This is a genomic window from Oligoflexia bacterium, from assembly GCA_034439615.1.
Lineage (GTDB): Bacteria > Bdellovibrionota > Bdellovibrionia > JABDDW01 > JABDDW01 > JAWXAT01.
In genome coordinates this window covers 1-18,584 of sequence record JAWXAT010000036.1, presented here as the reverse complement: position 1 = coordinate 18,584, position 18,584 = coordinate 1, and the positions used below count along the sequence as shown (strand labels likewise).

Sequence of the window (18,584 nt, the reverse complement as noted above, 5' to 3'; positions counted from 1 at the left end):
ATTTCCCCCTTAAGCAATCGACGTGAAAGGTAGAAGAGGATGATTTCAAATAAAATTGGTACGCAGACGTTTTCTAAAGGCGCACAGCATGTCGACTTTAAAGACGAAAAGGTGAATTACACCCCTGCGGCTAAAGATACAGAAGCAGCTGGTGAAGAGAAAAAAGCCGTTGGCGATATTCTCAACCAGATTGCTAATCCTGGAGGAAAAGATCCTAATAAACCTGCGCGTCGCGCGAGCAATAATCTTGATAAAGATGATTTTTTGAAACTCATGCTTACGCAAATGAAGTATCAAGACCCCATGAACCCTATGCAGAGTCATGAGATGGCAGCTCAACTTGCTCAATTCACCAGTCTTGAACAGCTCTTTAATGTGAACAAGAATTTGGAAGGATTAAGTAAAGCCCAAGACCCTGTGCAGAAATATGAGGCCTTAAACCTACTTGGCAAAACTATTAAAGCCGACTCACGTCAGATTTTTCATCAAGGTGGTGATTCTAAAAATGATCTGCGCTTTAATTTAGCAGCAGATGCAACAAAACTTAAAATCGCAATCTCTGATGAAACGGGTAATACTATTAAGCTTATCGAAACGGGTGGGCTTAAAAAGGGTGGTAATAAAATTACTTGGAACGGTACAGATAAACAAGAGCGTGAGTTAAAACCTGGACGTTATTTTTTCAGTGTAGAAGCTGAGAATAGTTCTGGTCGAAAAGTAGGTGTGCTAACCGAAACCAAGGGTACAATCACAGGAATTAATTATAGTTCTGAGGGCCCCCTACTTATGGTTGGCGATCAAAAAGTGCGTTTGCAAGATGTTGAGAATATCGAAGATGGTAATGTTAAAGAAATGCAAAACCAGTTAGAAACGTTAATGCAACAGCAACAAACGTTAGCACCACAAGGTAAAGTGAATGCTTATAAGCAACAGCAAACAAAAGCTCCACCAACAGTGATGCCAGAGAATAAACCTCAAGCAAAACTTGATGGAGCTGTGTTACCTTTAGAAGTGGCGAGTGCCAACGAGATAAATGCTGCTAGTCAAGGCGGTAACGGAATAAGTTCAGGAGGTGCTTTTGGTAGAAAGTAAATCTCCTCTAACATCAGGTTTAGCAAATATCGGTGGAACAACTGGTTCAACTGGTATTTCTAATAAACCTGGTAAAGAAGAGATTAAATCAGGAAATGCGAATGCGCCAAGTTTTGGTGATCTGCTCAATACAAAAATTGCAGAAAAGCCGAAAGTAAGTGCAATAGCCCCTGATAAGAAATTAGAAGTAAAATTTAGCCAACACGCATTAGAGAGAATGTCGACTCGTGGAATTTCTTTAAAGCCTGAAGATCTTGCGCGTCTTAATGATGCCGTAGATCGAGCAGCGCAAAAAGGATCACGTGAAACATTAGTTCTAATGGGTGATAACGCACTCATTGTGAGTGTGAAGAATAAAACTGTGGTGACTGCGATGGATCGCGAAGCCATGAGGGAGAATGTTTTTACAAATATTGATAGCACTGTAATTTTATAAACTTAGGGCTGGTCCTCGTCGAGGGGGCCCTTCTACGCGGGAGTTGGACGGACAGCCAACACCGCAATGTTGACAGGAGGTCACATGGGTATTTTATCATCACTCTATACGGGTGTGTCAGGTTTAACAGCACAAGGTGAAGCGCTCAGCGTAATCGGCGATAACATCGCAAACGCAAACACAACTGGTTTCAAAGCCAGCCGCGCTGAATTTCAAGATATCATTTCAAAAAACCTAAAAGGTATTTTGGGTGGTAACCAAATCGGTCGCGGGGTAAAACTCGGTGCCGTGAATCCAGTATTGTTACAAGGTAACGTTGATTCAACAGAGAACGCTACAGATCTAGCAGTTTCTGGTGATGGTTACTTCGTAGCACGTGGTACTGATGGTCAGAGCTTTACTCGAGATGGTTCATTTCGTTTTGATAAAGACGGTTATCTCGTGACAAATGATAATCAACGCATTCAAGGTTATCAAGCTGATGACTCAAATAAACTCACAAGTTTAGTTGGCGATATTAAGCTTCCAAAAGCGATTACTCCAGCTCGTGCTACTAAGAAAGTAGAAGTAACAATGAACTTAGATAGCCGCGCTCAAGTTGGTTTGCCATTTAATATTGAAAAACCAAATGATACTTCACAGTATTCAACTGGTATTGAGATTTTTGATTCACAAGGTAATAAACATTTAATGACGACATACTTTAATAAAGTTGCAGATCGTCAGTGGGAATGGCATGGCCTTGTTGACGGTAAAGAAATTACCGGTGGTCAAGAAGGAAAGTTTTCAGAAGTTGCCGCAGGTAAAGTCACTTTTACTGTTGATGGTAAACTTGAAACCCAAGTTGAAACCAAAAAGAATTATAATTTCTCAATGGGTGCACTTGCTAATCAACAAGTTGAGATTTACTTCGGTGATGCGATCATTACTAACAAAGGTAAGGGTCTTAGCGGTTCAGTTCAGTACGGTAAAGAGAGTGATTTATTATCATGGAAGCAAGATGGTTCTTCTGCAGGAACTATCACTAATATGTCTTTCAGTGATGCGGGTGTTCTTAGTGCTCTTTATAGTAACGGAGAAGTTAAAGATCTATCGCAGCTTACATTGGCGAAGTTCGATGCTCCTGAGAAATTGTATAAAGTCGGTAACAACCGATTTAAAGAATCTCGCGAGGGTGGAACTCCTTCAATCGGGCCTGCCAATATGGCCGGACGCGGAAAGATTTTTGCAAAGAGCCTTGAGCGTTCAACAGTTGACTTGGCGATGGAGTTTGTAAACCTCATTCAAAATCAAAGAGGTTTCCAAGCAAACGCAAAGACCATCACAACAACCGATGAGCTCTTGGCAGAAGTAATTCAGCTGAAGAGATAATTAATTGCACGGCCTTACTTTCTGTAATTGATGGGTTATATTAGAGTACAGCCCTTAAATTACAGAAAGTAAGGCCGTGCATTTTCGTGCATTTTAAGCGCCCTTGAAGAAATTTGAGGGCGTTTTTTTTATTATAGGGTGATTTGCCAGGCGAAAAAACGATCGGGTACCATTGAGTTTAGGTAAGGAGCTTTTGCCTGTTGTAGGATCATAAACTTCCACAGTAGCAGTAGTAGAGGTGATAGTTCCGTTAGCGGCTATACCATTTAAGCCACCTGTAATAAGAATTTTTCCGTCATTTAAGAGTGAAACTTGATGATACCCGCGCGCGAATTGTAAATTTCCGCCAGAACTCCATGTGTTTGTTGTTGGATTAAAAATATCAATAGCAGATGAAAGTCCCCAATTTGGTCCAGCAGCGTAAGTCATTCCACCGACAAGGACTACGCGTCCGTCTGGTAAAACAACAGAAGGACCTTTACGTTTTACTGTGGGTGATGGCTGATTTGTCCACGTTCCGGTACCGCTATCATATGTTTGTATAGTACCCAGGTTTGATGCACCATTATTTCCCCCGCAAACTAAAACATTTCCATTTTGTAATTGAACCACAGCGGGAGTGGTTGCTCTACATGCGACCATGGCTGTAGTGTTTGTCCAGGTACCCAGAGTCTGATCGTAAATTTCAGCTGATTGGCAAACAGTTGCGAAGGTTTGTACTTGCGCATTGGGAGAGATGCAGCCACCAGAGCAGCCGCCCACGGCTATGGCATTTCCATTGGTGAGTTTGGTCATTCCGAATTGATTGCGCCCTTTGTTCATATTAGCTGTGGCAGTCCAAGTATTTGTTGAGGGATTATAAACTGATGCAAACCAATTTGTGTCAGAGAGTGCCCCGGTTGATGCTCCACCAGCTGCGAGTAGTTTGCCATTGCCCAAAATAGTTATTGCAGGGTAGGCGGGGAGTACTCCGGGAATTGCAGAGGTGTTAGTCCATGCACCTGAGTCAGTTGAATAAAGTGCTGTAGTGCTTGTCACATTTTGTGCAGTGGTGGTGAGGCCAGCGAAGACGAGCACTTTTGATGAAAGACTGCTGCTTGTATTTGTGGTTGTGAGTGCACCATCGGTGCAGCCTACTGAAAATAAACTCAAGAGCAATATTGAAAGTAAGTGTGATTGCTTTCTCATGTATAATATTTTCGGAATAATTAAGACGGATCTTTAGTCTAGGTTGAAATTTGACCGAGTGGTATTATATGTTAATGGCGGCGGCTAAGGCATCAACTACGTCAGTTGAGCTAGGGTGTAGTAGAGAAAAAACCGTCAAAACTAGTGACGTGAGCAACGCCTGTTTCAGTTGTGAATGTACGATTAATTTTTGGTTCAATGACAATTTGGAAATGTGGTATTTGGAGTTGTTTCTGAAAAACTTGATATGTTTTGTCGGCTCAAGGTCCGTTGGATAATGCTTCAGACGTTTTGGGCTCAGCCTTAGAATGATTAGTGCTTCAGCAACTAAAGGCTTGGCTCAGCTATCGTAATAATAATGAAAATGTTTATTTTTGGAGAAGACAGTATTAACTCGGCATTTGAATTGTGTCCGGCAAACGGATCAGAATCTTAAGTAGTTACAGGTGCTTAGAAAGAATATAGTGTGTATTATAAACCGATTTAATAACAGGTAAAAAATTTCTCCTTGTCATTATACTGTAATATAAGTTATACTAAAGTATAACTATGAGAAAGGGCTTAATTGAATACGCGGATTATTGAAACTCATGGTGCAGAAAAAGAATTAGCCAAGGCTCCCAAAGAGATAGTGAAATCATACGAGATCTGGGCACGTTTAGTGGAAGAACATGGAGTTGCAATTTTAAGGAACTTCAGAGGCTATCACGATGAAAAATTGAAGCAAGAGTGGGAGGGCTATAGGTCATCTCGGCTCAATCTCAAGTGGCGCGTTATCTATAAGGTTAGTCAAGGAGGTTCGTTAGAAGTGGTTAATGTCGTGCGCGTAACACCTCACGATTATAGGAGATAAAAATGGATAAAAGAAAATCAAGAATTATGCTCACTCCTGGACAAGTTGTAAAAGAGTTGCGACATAAAAAAGAATGGTCACAAAAAATTCTTTCTAACATTACAGGGATTGCCGTAGCTAATCTTTCTAATATTGAAAGCGGGCGCTCTCGTCTTGGAGAAGATAGAGCTATTTTGATTGCTGAAGCCCTGGGCGTAAAGCCTGAGTTTATTTTGTTTCCCAATGGATTTAAACGTGAAGATTTACAGCAAAAGTTGGAATCTATTCGTAAGAAGCTCAGACACCTTGATGACGCTTCATAGGAATTACTGTTAGATTATTTAGCTAATTTTTCAAATAGCGGCGCATGTACTTTTAAATCCAACGTATATCAGATGTTACAGAGCTCATATGCAAATCTATTGACTAAATTAACCCAATAGGTTAATATAGTCAAATATGTGGATTAAAAGAGATTTTTTAGAAAATTGGAGCCAAAATCAATGCCTTGAAGCTCTGTTACTCCGTGGGCCACGCCAGATCGGCAAGACATCAATACTTTTAAAGATGCAGCCCACTATACGATCAAAGATCTTTCTCGACGACCCAAATGAGCGTCATAAAGCAATGCAGGATCCTGAGTTTGTATTGTCACAACTTGAACTTCCCACATTGATTGATGAAATTCAAAGGGCACCTGAGCTTCTTTATTCAATTAAAAAAAATATTGATGAATGGCGGCGTGAACGTATTGATACCAATCGTGCGACGATGCCTGCAGCGTTTCGAATGACAGGTTCAAACCAAACTGAAATTGATAGTGCATTAAAAGAAACTCTTGCAGGTCGAATTAGTATATTTCATGTTCACGGCCTTTCGGTTCATGAGATTTTGGGATTCGATTCAGCGACAAGTCTCAAACAAATTTTATTCAATGGTGGGTTTCCTGAATTATGGATTCGACCTGAGCTCAATGCTGTTTCATTTTTGAATGATTACATTTCAACATTTATTGAAAAAGATATTGCACAAACTGCGGGGGTTGAAAAGCTATCTGCATTTTCAACAACATTACGACTTCTAGCTGCGCGCATTGGGGAGCTTCTTAATTTTGAATCAATAGGCAATGATGCGGGAGTCGCAGGAAAATCAGTAAAAGATTGGGTTTCACTTTTAGAACAAAATGGCATTTTGTACATATTAAAACCCTATCACTCTAACTTGAATAAACGTCTTATTAAAATGCCTAAGGCGTATTTTATTGATACAGGGCTTTGCGTTCGACTGCAGTCTCATCAAGAAAAAGAATCTATATTAAGTGTTCCGCAGGCAGGTCATTTATTTGAAAACCTTGTAGTGGCAGAGGCGATAAAAACCAGAGACCACTATGGTAAAAACTGGAACATGCATTTTTGGCGAACAAAAGAAAAAGAAGAAATCGATCTTATTGTTGAATCTGATACGGTCATGACACTTCTGCAAATTAAGCTGGGGTCAACACGCAGTGGTGAACTTCAAATACCAGCGGCCCTAGCTTCTGCAAATAAGAAGATACGTCGGGCTTTTGTAACCGCAGTTGGTAAAAGAGGTTTAGAAGCAGATGGAATTGAGATTGTGCCTTTACAAGATTTTTGTCAGTATTTGTTGGAAGCTTGAGTTAACATTGGTCGGTAAAATGGCTAGGGGGTCGCAGAGAAAAAACCGTCATGACCATATTTTCATATGGCGATAATTTGGTCAGCAAGACTGGGGCCATGGCCATTGAACATGTATTGACTTGAATGATCTTTTGATTTGACAATTATGGAATAACAATCCAAAATAGACAAATGATTGTAAAGAGAGACCTTTTAGGTAAATTGCAGGCATCAACGAGCCTAGAGGCGGTCTTGCTTTGGGGCCCAAGACAGGTTGGTAAGACTACTTTGCTAATGGAGCTTAAGCCCGCCTCAACACTTTTTTTAGATGATCTTTCACTTCGTCAAAGAGCCCAAAAAGATCCGGCCTTCGTATTAGATGATCACAAACTTCCATGCCTTATTGATGAGGTTCAGTATGCTCCTAATATATTTTCTGAGATAAAATTAAGAATTGATAGGTTGCGCAGAACAAGACTTAAGACAGGTAAAAAATCATCTACCCTTTATTATCTGACGGGTTCAAATCGTCTTTTACTCGATCAGAATGTAAAAGAATCATTGGCGGGGCGTTGCCATCTTTATTCTATGCATGGATTTTCTGTTCGAGAAATTCTTGCTCATTTTCCTGAATTGCCGATTAAAACCTTATTATGGAGGGGTGGGTTTCCTGAACTTTATATTAACCAAGAAATGTCGCCTCAAAGATATTTAAACGATTATATATTAAGCTTTATTGAAAAAGATATTGCAGCAAGTGCCGGAATTGAAAAACTCGGTGAGTTTCAAACAGTATTAGGCCTGTTAGCAGCTCGGACAGCACAATTTTTAAATGTCAGCGAAGTTGCAGGGGCAGCTGGAGTTGATCAGAAAACTATTCAATCGTGGATAGACATTTTGCAGAGAAATCACATTATTGAATTAGTTGAGCCATTTCATTCTAACTTATCTAAAAGAATTACAAAGATGAAAAAACTATTTTTTTATGACGTAGGTCTTTGTGCAAGACTTCAAGGTCATAACGATGAGTCGCTTTTATGGAATTCATCACAGGCGGGTGGGTTATTTGAAACCCTCGTGTTTTCTGAAATTATTAAAACAAAAGATAATTTTCTTAAAGATTGGCGTCTTTTCACATGGCGAACAAAAGAAAAAAACGAAATTGATTTTATTTTGCAAAATGGAAGCGATTATACATTTCTTGAAGCAAAATTAGCCATACATGGTGCGATGCCATTTAAATTAGATGCTGAAGCGAAAAAAGTATTTAAATTACCACATAAAAAAATAGTTGTCATCGCGGGTGGTGAGCAAATCAATCTTGATAAAGAGACAATGGCTTCGCCCATTCACAGTCTAGGATCGCTGCTCCTTAAATAAAAATTAAAAGAAATAATTGTGATGAATTTAATTTATAATCATAGGGTCGATTGGTATTTAGTCTATATCGTCACTAACTAAACGTAAGTATATTGACGTATAGTAGTACTATATGTCAGTATACTTACATATGGTATTTATAGAAAAGCGTAAGCATTGGCTTCAAAAAATTGAAAACGCATGGAAAGAAAAATCGATAGTTTGGCTTCGTGGTGTTCGTCGTTCGGGTAAAACAACGCTCTGTAAGTCTATTCCCGGAGTCGAATTATTTGACTGCGAACTTCCCCGGGTCCGTCGCTCGCTTGAAGATCCAGAAAGTTTTTTCTCAAACCTCATGTCAAAGACTATAGCTCTTGATGAAATTCATCGCCTAGATAATCCTTCAGAGGTTTTAAAGATAGCGGCAGATTATTTTCCTAAGTTGCGTGTTATCGCAACGGGTTCATCAACTTTGGGGGCCCATAAGAAATTTAAAGACACACTCACTGACCGCAAGCGAGAAGTATGGCTAACACCGATGAATAGTAAAGATCTTGATATTTTTGATCATATAAAAACCAATGATCGACTCTTAAAGGGTGGGCTTCCTGGATTTTCTTTAAAACCTGAATATCAAGAATCTGATTTTAAAGACTGGGTTGATTCATTTTGGGCAAAAGATGTACAGAGTCAATTTTCGATTCGCAAATCTGACAGCTTTCTTAAATTCTTTGAACTTTTGGCACTTCAAAGTGGAGGTCTATTTGAAGCGCAATCTTTTGCCGCCCCCTGTGGTGTTTCACATAATACGATTAATTCTTTCGTTAATGTTTTAGAACTCACTAATGTGGCTCTTCGATTAAGGCCTTATTCAAAAAATAAAAATAGAGAAATTACTTCAGCCTCAAAAATATTTTTTTTCGATACTGGTTTTATTTCTTATTTTCATGGTTGGACCGAGCTCCATAGCCGAGATTTGGGTTATTTGTGGGAACATCTAGCCTTGAACGAGCTGCTTTACACTCACGATATACGAGATATTCATCATTGGCGTGATAAAGCAAAAAATGAAATAGACTTTGTTATTAAAACTCGAGGTAAAGAACCCATTGCTATCGAATGCAAATGGAAAGCTGAAAATTTTAACCCAAAGTGTCTTTATCATTTTCGATCATATCACCCGGGCACTAAAAATTATGTTGTCGCAGAAGATGTGAGTAAGCCCTATGTAAAAAAAATTGGTGAGCATAAGGTCACGTTTGTTGGGCTATCGCAGTTAAGCGAAGTTGGGAAGTAATTTTGTTGATATTTTTTATCTAGTTGAATTGCATTTAATTTTGCTTCAACCGTAAACCAAGGTTTTTTATTTTAAATAATTATAAAATCAATCTCATTTTTTTCTTTGTTTCTAAGATATTTGAGTTCTAACTGCGCCATCCCGGTATCACTCCAGTGATGGCATAATTTGAGAAGGTGACAGGCAACTATATTTTCAAATCGTGCGCCCTGGTTTTCAATGGTATATTAAGTGTTCCGCAGGCAGGTCATTTATTTGAAAACCTTGTAGTGGCAGAGGCGATAAAAGTCAGAGACAACTATAGATTGTGCCTTTACAGGATTTTTGTCAGTATTTGTTGGAAGCTTGAGTCTAGTAAATATTAGAAATCGGATGAGGTGATATAGGCTTTTGATCCACCCATAGGCGTAATGCGAAATAATCTCTTAACTCCATTTGGTATATTTGAATTAATTGGTGAATAGAAAATAGTAGTTCCACCTATTGCGAAGTCACTTTGAAATGCGTTGCCTGAAGTATTTTGAACTAATACAGTATATGTACCACCGGGAGCTGTATTATTAAGTGTGATCGTCACATTCCCAGTATTACTAGTTCGCACTAATTCATGAGTATTTCCTTGATTCATATCGAGTGCCATCGAAGTTGCAGCAAACGTCCCAGCATTTAAATAACCACTACGAATTTGGCCTGTGGAAACAACATTACCTAACACTTGCAGTTTATCTCCTCCTGATGGTGTGGTTCCGATGCCGACATTACCGGCAAAATAGTTTTTTCGACTACCGCCCATTTGATATAGTGCAAAGTCGTCTGCAATCACTGAATTGCCTGTAGGCATATCAATATAAAGTGAGTAACGATTTGTAACAGTGCCACTACTGATATTTTCTTTAATATAATTACCAATCAAATTGGTGACCGTTCCAGCGCCACTCACTTGCAATATGCTTTGTTGACCTACAAGAGTAGTTACTGATCCTCCAGATGAGTTTACTGAATTATTTGTACCAATAATGTTAGTCACCGCACCTGCAGATGAATTTGCATAAATATTTGCACCTATTATATTTGAACCGTTTCCTAAGCCCGTATGCATAGCTGATGCATTGATTCCCTGAATCTCAGTGAAGGTACCATTTTGGGATTGCTGTGCTGAAGTGAATATTCCTTTCAGATATTGAACACTATTTCCATTACCCACAGATGTCTCTGCTGTTAATGATGTTCTTGAGGCGTTAGCAGCGGTGTCTGCAGTTGGAGAAACAATCAAATTGGTGTAAACTCCAGATTCAATAGTATTTCCAGTATTTGCATTTGTTGATTGAACTTCAAATGGTGAATTTGGATTTATCAAACCAATGCCGATATTACCATCGCCATTGATTTTTAATCTTTCGACACCATTTGTAGAGAACGATAATGTGTTTGAATTTCCGGCGGGGTGAGAGATGCCAGTGTCGGTGTCACCTGAAAATGTAAAACCAGGTTGTCCAGTGTTACCATCAAATGCATTAATTGCGTTTGTCATGTTGTTAGCACCGTCAGTCATTAAAAAACTACCAGCACCAGCGGCACCCGTGACGACGCGACTGCGTGTACCATTATTAATGGTTAAGAAAAAATCAGTGCCATCAAATTCTACCGCACCCATTTGTGTGGCAGTCATAATAGGACCAGAAACAAATTTTAATGGCGCCGTATTAGCATTGATAGTACCTGCTGGTAAATGTAATCTTGCAGTTGGTGAGCTAGTTCCAATGCCAAGACGATTATTTGTATTATCCCAAAATAAATTTGCGTTGTTCTGATTTAATTGATTGCCACCAGAAGCAAAGGGAATTGAACCGGTTGTAAATGTAGACGCTTTATCTATTTTTGCATTGAATCCATCAAATTCAGCTTTTGAAATTAATCCTGCCGTTACAGTAGCAGCAGATGCCAGTGGAATATTAAGCGCATGATCAGAGCCAGCGGTAGACCAGTTTAGAACAATTCCACTTGTGCCAACACTTAAAGTTTGTGTAGCACTTGTTAAGCCACCTAAAGAGGTGATGCCACCGCCACCACCAACTAAATCGACATAAGCTCCATTGTTTTGTGAAACTTTAAATTTTTGATCTGTGGAATTGTAGTAAATGCGGCCTGTGCTAGCTATTGAAACAGCAGGGGCTGAACCTGTGGTGATACCTAGATACTCAATGTTACCAACAGTTAAATTTTTACCAGCAGCGATGGTTGTATTACCATTAAGTGAAACAGCGCCACTACCTGTTGCAAAAGTGTTTGTACCAGAGATTGTTGTTGCGCCGTTAAAGGTTTTATTTCCCCCAATTGTTTGAGTAGTAGTTAAGTCTACGAAGTTTTGTGTGCTTGAACCTGTACCACCGTTTGCAACCGCAACAACTCCAGTAACGTTACCAGCCGTACCAGCAGTTGCTGCATTCAAGTTTGCAACTTGAGTTGTGGATGACACGACTAATGGTGCTGTTCCAGTTGCTACTGTCGAGGTGAGAGATCCACTCACTGATAAAGATGTACCTGTAGCTGCTCCAATGATCGGTGTTACTAATGTAGGACTGGTATTCATCACAAATGTAGAACCAGTTCCTGTTTGAGAAGCAATTGAAGTCGCATTACCAGTGCTTGTGATAGGGCCAGTTAAGTCGGCGTTGGTGGTCACTGAAGTAGCTGTTGTTGCGGTACCTGATAAATTTCCAGAGAATGTAGCAGCTGTAATCGTACCGCTCGTAGAAAAATTTCCTGTTGTACCATGCCGTTTTACAATTGTACCATTAGTACTAGCATCTGTTGCCGCATTAGCAAGGTTTGCTCCACTGGCAACGTTAGCAGCAGAAACACTACCAACTGTGACAACTGTTGCAGCGACACTTCCAGGACCGGTGGCTGTGACATCACCGCCACCACCAAGTGCAGTAATTCCACCACCTCCACCTGCGGCAGCTATCCATTGGCCAGCACTAAAAGTTAAAACTTGTCCTCCTGATGGTGCGGGAGCATTAACAGTGACACCATTAATTTTGTATGCATTTTCTGAATTCAGAGCAAGATTCGCATAATGTGAGAACATGACAGAACCTATATCCATGGCCGCTGAAAAACCTGCGCCCCCAACATTAAAACGAATCATGCGACTTTCACTAGCAACAGGTGTGTAAGCTCCTGTTGTACTTCCGGCTAAACATGTAACAAAAAGCACATTTTCAAAAATTTGTGAAATATTAGAAAAGGGAGCGGCAACAGTTCCGCCAGATTTTCCTAAGGATAAAAACACAAGACCTTTACTATCTGCAACCGCGCCAAGTGTTTGATCAAAATAAATACAATTTGATATCGCGTTATCAATAATTTGAACTTGTATTGAAACAGCTCCCGTTATCGGAGCATCAGCAGCATCTGTGAGTTGTGCTTGAAATGGTAAAAATGGTGGAGCCGTTGTGCCCGCAGCATTAACTTTTTGCGCGTTAAACAAAAGTATAAAATTTAATATGAAAATGAGTACAAAGATTATTTTATTGGCCATTGAGCACACCTGCTGAAGATACGCGGATCTTCGTAGAACCTGAAGTTGCTACTGGTGCTCCAGCAAAATCACCTGGTGCATAGCCAATATTAAATTTTATTTTTATTGTACCTGATGTCGTAACGCCCGCAGCACTGGCAAGGCTCATTTTTTTTGATTTATCCGGGCCTTCTTTTTTCTTATTGTTAAGTTTTGTAATCGTTGGAACAGCGGGAACGCAAGCTGTAAGTAAAAACGAAAAGCTGACAACAAATGCCAAGAGCACACGAGTATTTACAAATGATTTGTAACGGGCTCTTGAAAGCATGGCTATTTTTAGTCCCCCAAACGTACAACGGTTATTCCTGAATATTCTTCGGCCTTATTGTGGAAAAACTAAAGTCCAGCCGCGGTTTTGCCGCGGTTTTGAACTGCTGGTATTGTTGTTATAAAACGGGGGGTTGGCGTTTGGTAATATTCAGATGATTGTGATAAAAGTTTTGAATTATTAATAAAAGAAACGGCGCTACCTTTTATTACTTTGTATTGCTGGAGCGAGGTTATTATTAAATTACAAAAAGTAAGGCCGTGCATTTTTATGGGGGGCAGCTGACGCCGGATGTGTTTGAGATGAATCCTGCTTCTCCGCTGACGCCGTTGACGCCAGAGGAAGTACCACCGCTACCACCAGCCACAATCGGTGAAGTTACTGTTCCATTGAGAGTAAATACTTGATTGAAAATGGCGCCACCACCACCAGCTCCACCACCTTTTGATGCTGAACCTGATCCTCCTCCAACTCCACCATTACCGCCAATTGCGGATGGTGTGAGAGTTGAGCCAGATTTGAGTTCACAAGTAAGTGATCTAATCATTCCTGCGGCACCACCGCCCGCTCCTTTTCCATCCGAGGAGGTAATGCTTGAACCTGGGTTTCCATTTGCTATGAGATTAAGTGTTCCACCAGAAATATTTTTTGCAAAGATCATGATGATACCTCCACCTCTTCCTCCGGGAGCACTATCATTATCAGCTCCGCCACCACCAGCGCCTGCTACAATTTTATTTATATCGCATACGGTTCCAGTACATCCGGGAGCGTAAGTTGAGTTAAAACCTGTACCTGCACCACCACCGAAACCACCCTTACCAGCATTGCCCGCCCCACCACCACCAGTGCTTGTGGGGCCGCTGATGAATCCTGCAGCTCCGCCAGTTGTATTTGAAGTTACAGGAATTTGTTGTCCATCGCCAGTATGACTTGTGCCTTGAAAGCTTGTTCCTATGGTCGAACCAGCATTTCCATTTTGATAACCAATGCCAGTTACATTAATTGAAGATGCACCTGAGATAACAGCAAATGTATTTTTAACTCTGAAGGCAACAATTCCTCCGGTGCCAGTTGTGTGGGTGTAGAGATCGGATGTTATGGCAAGGCTAGCGTAGATATTTAAATCAATTAAATTTGCGACACGCACAATTTGTATACGACAAAAATTTGTACCTGGTGTTGCAGCCGCAATTAAATTGGCTCCAATAATGCCCGTGGGTAATGGGCGATCAAGAGTGAGGGTGCTTGTAGATGTAGATGTAACACGAGCAAAGCCATAATCACCCGAGCCAATGGAGCCTCCGTTGCAAGCTGAACCATCGCCTTGGCCCATGACGATCCACATAATTTCATCACCAGCAGTAAAGTCGGTTCCTGTAATGCTGGCGCCGCCTAACGTTAAAACTTTATCTGAGCCGGCAACGCCATTTAATTTTCGTATAGCTGAAAAAGTACGACCTGAAATTGTGGCAGTGTCTGTCATTACGTTTATGTTTGATGAAACAGTGCCAATTCCATCCCACCCTTCACCCCACGTGAGTTTGTTGGTCATATTTAAATTTTGGCTAACACTGCTTAGAGGTACGCTCGTACCACCGACGATGAGATTATAAGATCCCATGGCGGTATCACGCATATAAAAAAACTTGTTAGAAATTCCCGACATATTGAGTGAGCCAGTCGTAGTACAAATATTATTAGTGTAAACTGTGGCCGTGCCTGGATAACCAGAGACCGCTAATGTTGATGTCGCATTTTGTGCGTTTCCATAATCGTCTTTGGCGTTGACTTGAAATTCCATACATTGATCAGCCTGTGGAATTGATGGAAATGTTGTATAGACTAATGTAGTAGCGGCAGCAGCACTAACGTTAATGCTTGTATGAGATCCAGAGGCGCTGTCAACAGTAGCTGTAACTGACCAAACGCCTGCGGTTTTTAGAGTGACGCCACTTGTGAAAGTGTGACTACCATTATCACCACCAACGAATGTATAGGTTGCAGGTAAAACACTTTGAGGATCACCTGAGGTGAATACAACTGTCCCCGTATAATTCGTTTTCACATTGCTGAAAGCATCTTTTGCTGTGACTGTCATTGTATTTGCAACGCCTGCAGTTGTGGAGCTACTGATTCCTGAAACAATAAAATTATTTATCGCACCTGGAATTACAGTGTACATCGGGGTAAGTGGACTTAAGTAACCATCAGATGTGGCAGAGAGTTTCCAAATACTTGGGCCAGCAGTTCGGTTTTCTACCGAGAAAGTATTTGTACCATTGACTAAATTCTGAGAAGTAGGCAATACAGCCGCACCATCGTCGCTAGTTATTGCCACAAGCGGTGTAGCTGTTGTTACAAGATTAAAATCAGCATCAAGTGCGTAAACATTAATATTATATGCGATGCCAGCTGTTTGTGGTGAGGGTGTTTCAGTGATGGCATTTGTTAAAGATATTTGTCCGCCATTATTAAATGTTTGTCCAGGCATTACAACCACTAGCTGGGTAGGTATTCCAGGTACAACAGTATATGGTGCTGTATCGTACGTATTTGAAAAAGCGTATACTCTAAATACTTCGTTAGTTCCTGTTTCCACAGGGTCAATAGTAAATGTTTTAGCTCCACTTACAAAAATGGAAGCACTAACTTCTGTATCTAAGATGTCAGTAATCGTATCGAAATCTACAGGCGATATATTGTCTCCGATGTTAATGTTATTGAAAGCATCCACAGCGTAGACTGTGGCTGTGTATCCTGATGTGGTATTAAACACTGGAGGCGATCCACTTACACCAGTCCCATTCGTAAAGGTTTGGCCTGGTAAGACGATAGCTGCAGCTACGGAGGCGCCGGGATTTACAGTCATTCCTACGTTGTTCGACATTGTCGTTGCGTTAAGCACAGCTTGAATTGTGGTCGCTGAACCAGAAGTTGTACCAGTAAATATAGTTGTATATGTACCGTCACTATTATCAGTTACTGCAGAAAAAGTGCCTGAACTTAAACTTGTTCCATTGGTTTTAGAAAATGTAACTGTAGCGCCACCTGTAGTGATGGGTACGCCTCCAGCATTTTTTGTCATAACCGTGATTACAGAAGTAGCACCTGCTGTAACTGGATTGGTCGTAGCACTTATAAGACTCATTGTTGCGCTCGGAGTAGTGTCACTTGTGACGTCATTTGAACAAACGGGTCCACTTGAATTACCAGCTTTATCGTAAGCTGTGACACGAGCAAAATGCTTAACACCATTTGCCCAACTATTTAATGTGAAATTTTGATTTATAAAATAAGCGGTTGAAACTATAGTTCCTGATCCGCAAGTTGTACCTGTGAGAATTTCAACCATATATTTATCCATGCCTGAAGCACCAACGTCGCCACCGTTCCAATCAAATGTGTAAGCAGTATTGGTGATGTTTGTTGCGCCAGAAGGAAAATTGAAGCTGGGTGTATTGGGTGGGCTCATGTCAGTAGTAAACTGAAATGGTTTTGCTTCAATCTTTTTGCCATCGCTATCAATAGCGGTTACATTTGCTGTGTAGGAAGCATTGACGACTAAGGCTGGCGTACATAAGCCGCCATTAATGGTCGTCTTTATTGCACCTGAGATTGTTATTGTATTACAAACAATGGCTGAGTTTACTCCATTTTTAATTGTGACTTCGTACTTAGCGGCTTTTTTTGATTCCTTCCAAAGAAGTTCAAAGTCGGTAATGGTTCCAAGCCATTCATCATAAACAACATCATTTCCGGCTATGGCTTTCACGCCAACGATTTCAAATTTATTTTTTGATATGAGATCAAGAAGTGATTTAATTTCTGGAGTCACAGGTAAGCAAGCCCGTATTGGTCATCACCAACCCCAGGTTTAATATAAGTACACTCAATTTTTTGAGCGTGAACTTACCAATCACGATCTACGTCCCCCATGGCAGAGAATACACTCCTGCCATAGTTCTTCTCGGCTAAAGTCTAGGAATACTTAAATGTCTGTAAGTAGCTGAAAGGTGGTGTCACATAACATAGTGGTAAAATTACGTTGCATTATTACCGCTATGTTTATTTGATTATTTTTAAACAGCGCAATTAAACCAATTTGAGCTCTTTGCAAAATACTTCAAACGGCAGTACGCGACCAGATTTTGGATGGCCAAAATCTTTTTTGCCAAGATGTACCTGATAGAATGCTGGAATATTTGTGCGTGCTGCAAAATATGCGATATGTGGAGAAATCGATTTCTCACCTGTCTTACATTCTACAGCAAAAATCGGTTTTTTATCTTTGATTACAACGAAATCAATTTCACGACGATCTGTATCTCTTAAAAATCGAAGTTCCATTCGGTAACTTTCAGTATCTTCAATGTAATGACAGTATTTTAAAAGATGACTGGCTACAAGATTTTCCAAGCGTGCGCCCGGTGAGGGTATCTGGCTCCAATCCCAGAGATAAAGTTTTTGTTCTTTTTTGACGGCCCGAATTTTAGGCGCCCCATAGGGTGAAATACGAAATGCGAAGTATAGATTTTCTAAGATGGTGATCCATCGATCGGCTGTTTTAAAATCAACTTCTAGATCTTCAGCCAAATTTTTTATTGAAAGAGGTGAACCAACGCGCAGTGGTAGGGCCTCAGCGAGACGTTCAATTAATGATAACTCACGAACATGTTCGAGATCGCGCAGATCTTCTTCGATGAGTCGCGTGAGTCGCTCAATATGCCATCGTCTTAAAGTGCGGTCTTCTTGTCGCAATAACGGTTCTGGAAATCCACCGAATTGCAGTAAGGTTTTTAATGCGCCAGATTCATAATTTAATTCAGGAAGCGAAAACGGGTGCATTCGGTAGTAATGGTATCTTCCAAGAAGTGAATCACCACCTCTGCGGTAATGATCAAGGCGAGCTGAACCCGTTACCAAGAATGAGTGATTTTCTTTTTGCGTATCAAAGTAACCTTTAAGTAAATTACGCCAACGAGCATATTTGTGTATTTCATCAAAGATAATTAGTTTTTGATTTGCAGGCCATATTTTATTGAGAATTTTATCGCGCTGTTCACGATCATCCCAGTTCAAATAGGCCACGTGGTTTGGTTTGTAACCACGAATAAGAGATTGAGCAAAAGTCGTTTTGCCTACTTGTCTAGGCCCTCCGACAAAGACCATTTTTCTTTGTAAGTCGTCTAAAACCTGAGGTTTAATGTATCGGCTGCTTATGAGTAAAGTAGACATAGTTCCATTTTACTCATGAGTAAAATGGAGTCAAGTCCAATAAATCAATGTGGCGCTCATACAAGATTTAAGGGATGCTACAAATGTCTGACATTCCCTCACTTTTAGTTTTAATTCCAGGAGCTCCACTATTCCCGCCGCTTCCTCCTCCACTAACAGAAAGATTTGCCGAGAGTTCCGGGATATTAGAATTATTTATGCAATATTTTAAACTGGTTATTCCACCACCACCGCCACCGCCTGTGTTGCTTGAACCACTTGCTCCACCTGTACCACCTTGTGT

The 18,584-nt window shown here is 40.5% G+C and carries 14 protein-coding genes; 8 read left to right on the top strand and 6 right to left on the bottom strand.

What is annotated here, in order from left to right; translation table 11 throughout:
• Positions 1–39 precede the first annotated feature (39 nt).
• From SGI74_09005 to SGI74_08995, 3 genes are all read left to right on the top strand, one after another.
• Positions 40–1,092 (top strand): flagellar hook assembly protein FlgD, encoded by a 1,053-nt coding sequence (locus SGI74_09005; protein MDZ4677632.1) that lies wholly within the window; start codon positions 40–42, stop codon positions 1,090–1,092.
• A complete protein-coding gene (locus tag SGI74_09000) occupies positions 1,079–1,528 on the top strand; it encodes a TIGR02530 family flagellar biosynthesis protein (protein ID MDZ4677631.1) in 450 nt (149 codons plus the stop codon). The genes SGI74_09005 and SGI74_09000 overlap by 14 nt, the downstream gene beginning before the upstream one ends.
• A gap of 84 nt (positions 1,529–1,612) precedes the next feature.
• Positions 1,613–2,899, top strand: coding sequence for a flagellar hook protein FlgE (locus SGI74_08995; GenBank protein ID MDZ4677630.1), 1,287 nt, complete (start codon positions 1,613–1,615; stop codon positions 2,897–2,899).
• 93 nt (positions 2,900–2,992) lie between these two features.
• Here SGI74_08995 and SGI74_08990 read toward each other — a convergent pair whose 3' ends face one another.
• Positions 2,993–4,051, bottom strand: coding sequence for a kelch repeat-containing protein (locus SGI74_08990; GenBank protein ID MDZ4677629.1), 1,059 nt, complete (start codon positions 4,049–4,051; stop codon positions 2,993–2,995).
• A gap of 601 nt (positions 4,052–4,652) precedes the next feature.
• Here SGI74_08990 and SGI74_08985 point away from each other — a divergent pair.
• The 5 genes from SGI74_08985 to SGI74_08965 all read left to right on the top strand — a co-directional run bounded on the left by SGI74_08985 (position 4,653) and on the right by SGI74_08965 (position 9,212).
• Positions 4,653–4,940, top strand: a complete 288-nt coding sequence (locus tag SGI74_08985) for a type II toxin-antitoxin system mRNA interferase toxin, RelE/StbE family (GenBank protein MDZ4677628.1) — start codon at positions 4,653–4,655, stop codon at positions 4,938–4,940.
• 2 nt (positions 4,941–4,942) lie between these two features.
• Positions 4,943–5,242, top strand: a complete 300-nt coding sequence (locus SGI74_08980; protein MDZ4677627.1) for a helix-turn-helix transcriptional regulator — start codon at positions 4,943–4,945, stop codon at positions 5,240–5,242.
• Between the two features lie 136 nt (positions 5,243–5,378).
• A complete protein-coding gene (locus SGI74_08975; protein MDZ4677626.1) occupies positions 5,379–6,575 on the top strand; it encodes an ATP-binding protein in 1,197 nt (398 codons plus the stop codon).
• Positions 6,576–6,748: 173 nt separating this feature from the next.
• Entirely contained in the window at positions 6,749–7,936 is a 1,188-nt protein-coding gene (locus tag SGI74_08970) for an ATP-binding protein (GenBank protein MDZ4677625.1), read from the top strand.
• Positions 7,937–8,066: 130 nt separating this feature from the next.
• Positions 8,067–9,212: a DUF4143 domain-containing protein gene (locus tag SGI74_08965; GenBank protein MDZ4677624.1), complete on the top strand. Its 1,146-nt coding sequence runs from the start codon at positions 8,067–8,069 to the stop codon at positions 9,210–9,212.
• A 361-nt stretch (positions 9,213–9,573) separates the two neighbouring features.
• On the opposite strand, the gene SGI74_08960 is transcribed toward SGI74_08965, so the two are convergent.
• From SGI74_08960 to SGI74_08940, 5 genes are all read right to left on the bottom strand, one after another.
• Positions 9,574–12,756 carry a hypothetical protein gene (locus SGI74_08960; protein MDZ4677623.1) on the bottom strand — a complete coding sequence of 1,061 codons (3,183 nt, stop codon included), beginning with the start codon at positions 12,754–12,756 and terminating at the stop codon, positions 9,574–9,576.
• Positions 12,746–13,063 carry a hypothetical protein gene (locus SGI74_08955; GenBank protein ID MDZ4677622.1) on the bottom strand — a complete coding sequence of 106 codons (318 nt, stop codon included), beginning with the start codon at positions 13,061–13,063 and terminating at the stop codon, positions 12,746–12,748. Before SGI74_08955 ends, SGI74_08960 begins: the two co-directional genes overlap by 11 nt.
• Before the next feature lie 268 nt (positions 13,064–13,331).
• Positions 13,332–16,901: an Ig-like domain-containing protein gene (locus tag SGI74_08950; GenBank protein ID MDZ4677621.1), complete on the bottom strand. Its 3,570-nt coding sequence runs from the start codon at positions 16,899–16,901 to the stop codon at positions 13,332–13,334.
• 257 nt (positions 16,902–17,158) lie between these two features.
• Positions 17,159–18,301, bottom strand: a complete 1,143-nt coding sequence (locus SGI74_08945) for an ATP-binding protein (protein MDZ4677620.1) — start codon at positions 18,299–18,301, stop codon at positions 17,159–17,161.
• Between the two features lie 67 nt (positions 18,302–18,368).
• Positions 18,369–18,584 (bottom strand): hypothetical protein (locus tag SGI74_08940; protein ID MDZ4677619.1); only part of this gene is annotated, 216 nt, incomplete at its 5' end.

Coding starts and splice junctions, on each gene's coding strand:
- SGI74_08970 (MDZ4677625.1), top strand. CDS start 6,749: ATGATTGTAAAGAGAGACCTTTTAGGTAAATTGCAGGCATCAACGAGC.
- SGI74_08975 (MDZ4677626.1), top strand. CDS start 5,379: ATGTGGATTAAAAGAGATTTTTTAGAAAATTGGAGCCAAAATCAATGC.
- SGI74_08945 (MDZ4677620.1), bottom strand. CDS start 18,301: ATGTCTACTTTACTCATAAGCAGCCGATACATTAAACCTCAGGTTTTA.
- SGI74_08995 (MDZ4677630.1), top strand. CDS start 1,613: ATGGGTATTTTATCATCACTCTATACGGGTGTGTCAGGTTTAACAGCA.
- SGI74_08980 (MDZ4677627.1), top strand. CDS start 4,943: ATGGATAAAAGAAAATCAAGAATTATGCTCACTCCTGGACAAGTTGTA.
- SGI74_08960 (MDZ4677623.1), bottom strand. CDS start 12,756: ATGGCCAATAAAATAATCTTTGTACTCATTTTCATATTAAATTTTATA.
- SGI74_08965 (MDZ4677624.1), top strand. CDS start 8,067: ATGGTATTTATAGAAAAGCGTAAGCATTGGCTTCAAAAAATTGAAAAC.
- SGI74_09005 (MDZ4677632.1), top strand. CDS start 40: ATGATTTCAAATAAAATTGGTACGCAGACGTTTTCTAAAGGCGCACAG.
- SGI74_08955 (MDZ4677622.1), bottom strand. CDS start 13,063: ATGCTTTCAAGAGCCCGTTACAAATCATTTGTAAATACTCGTGTGCTC.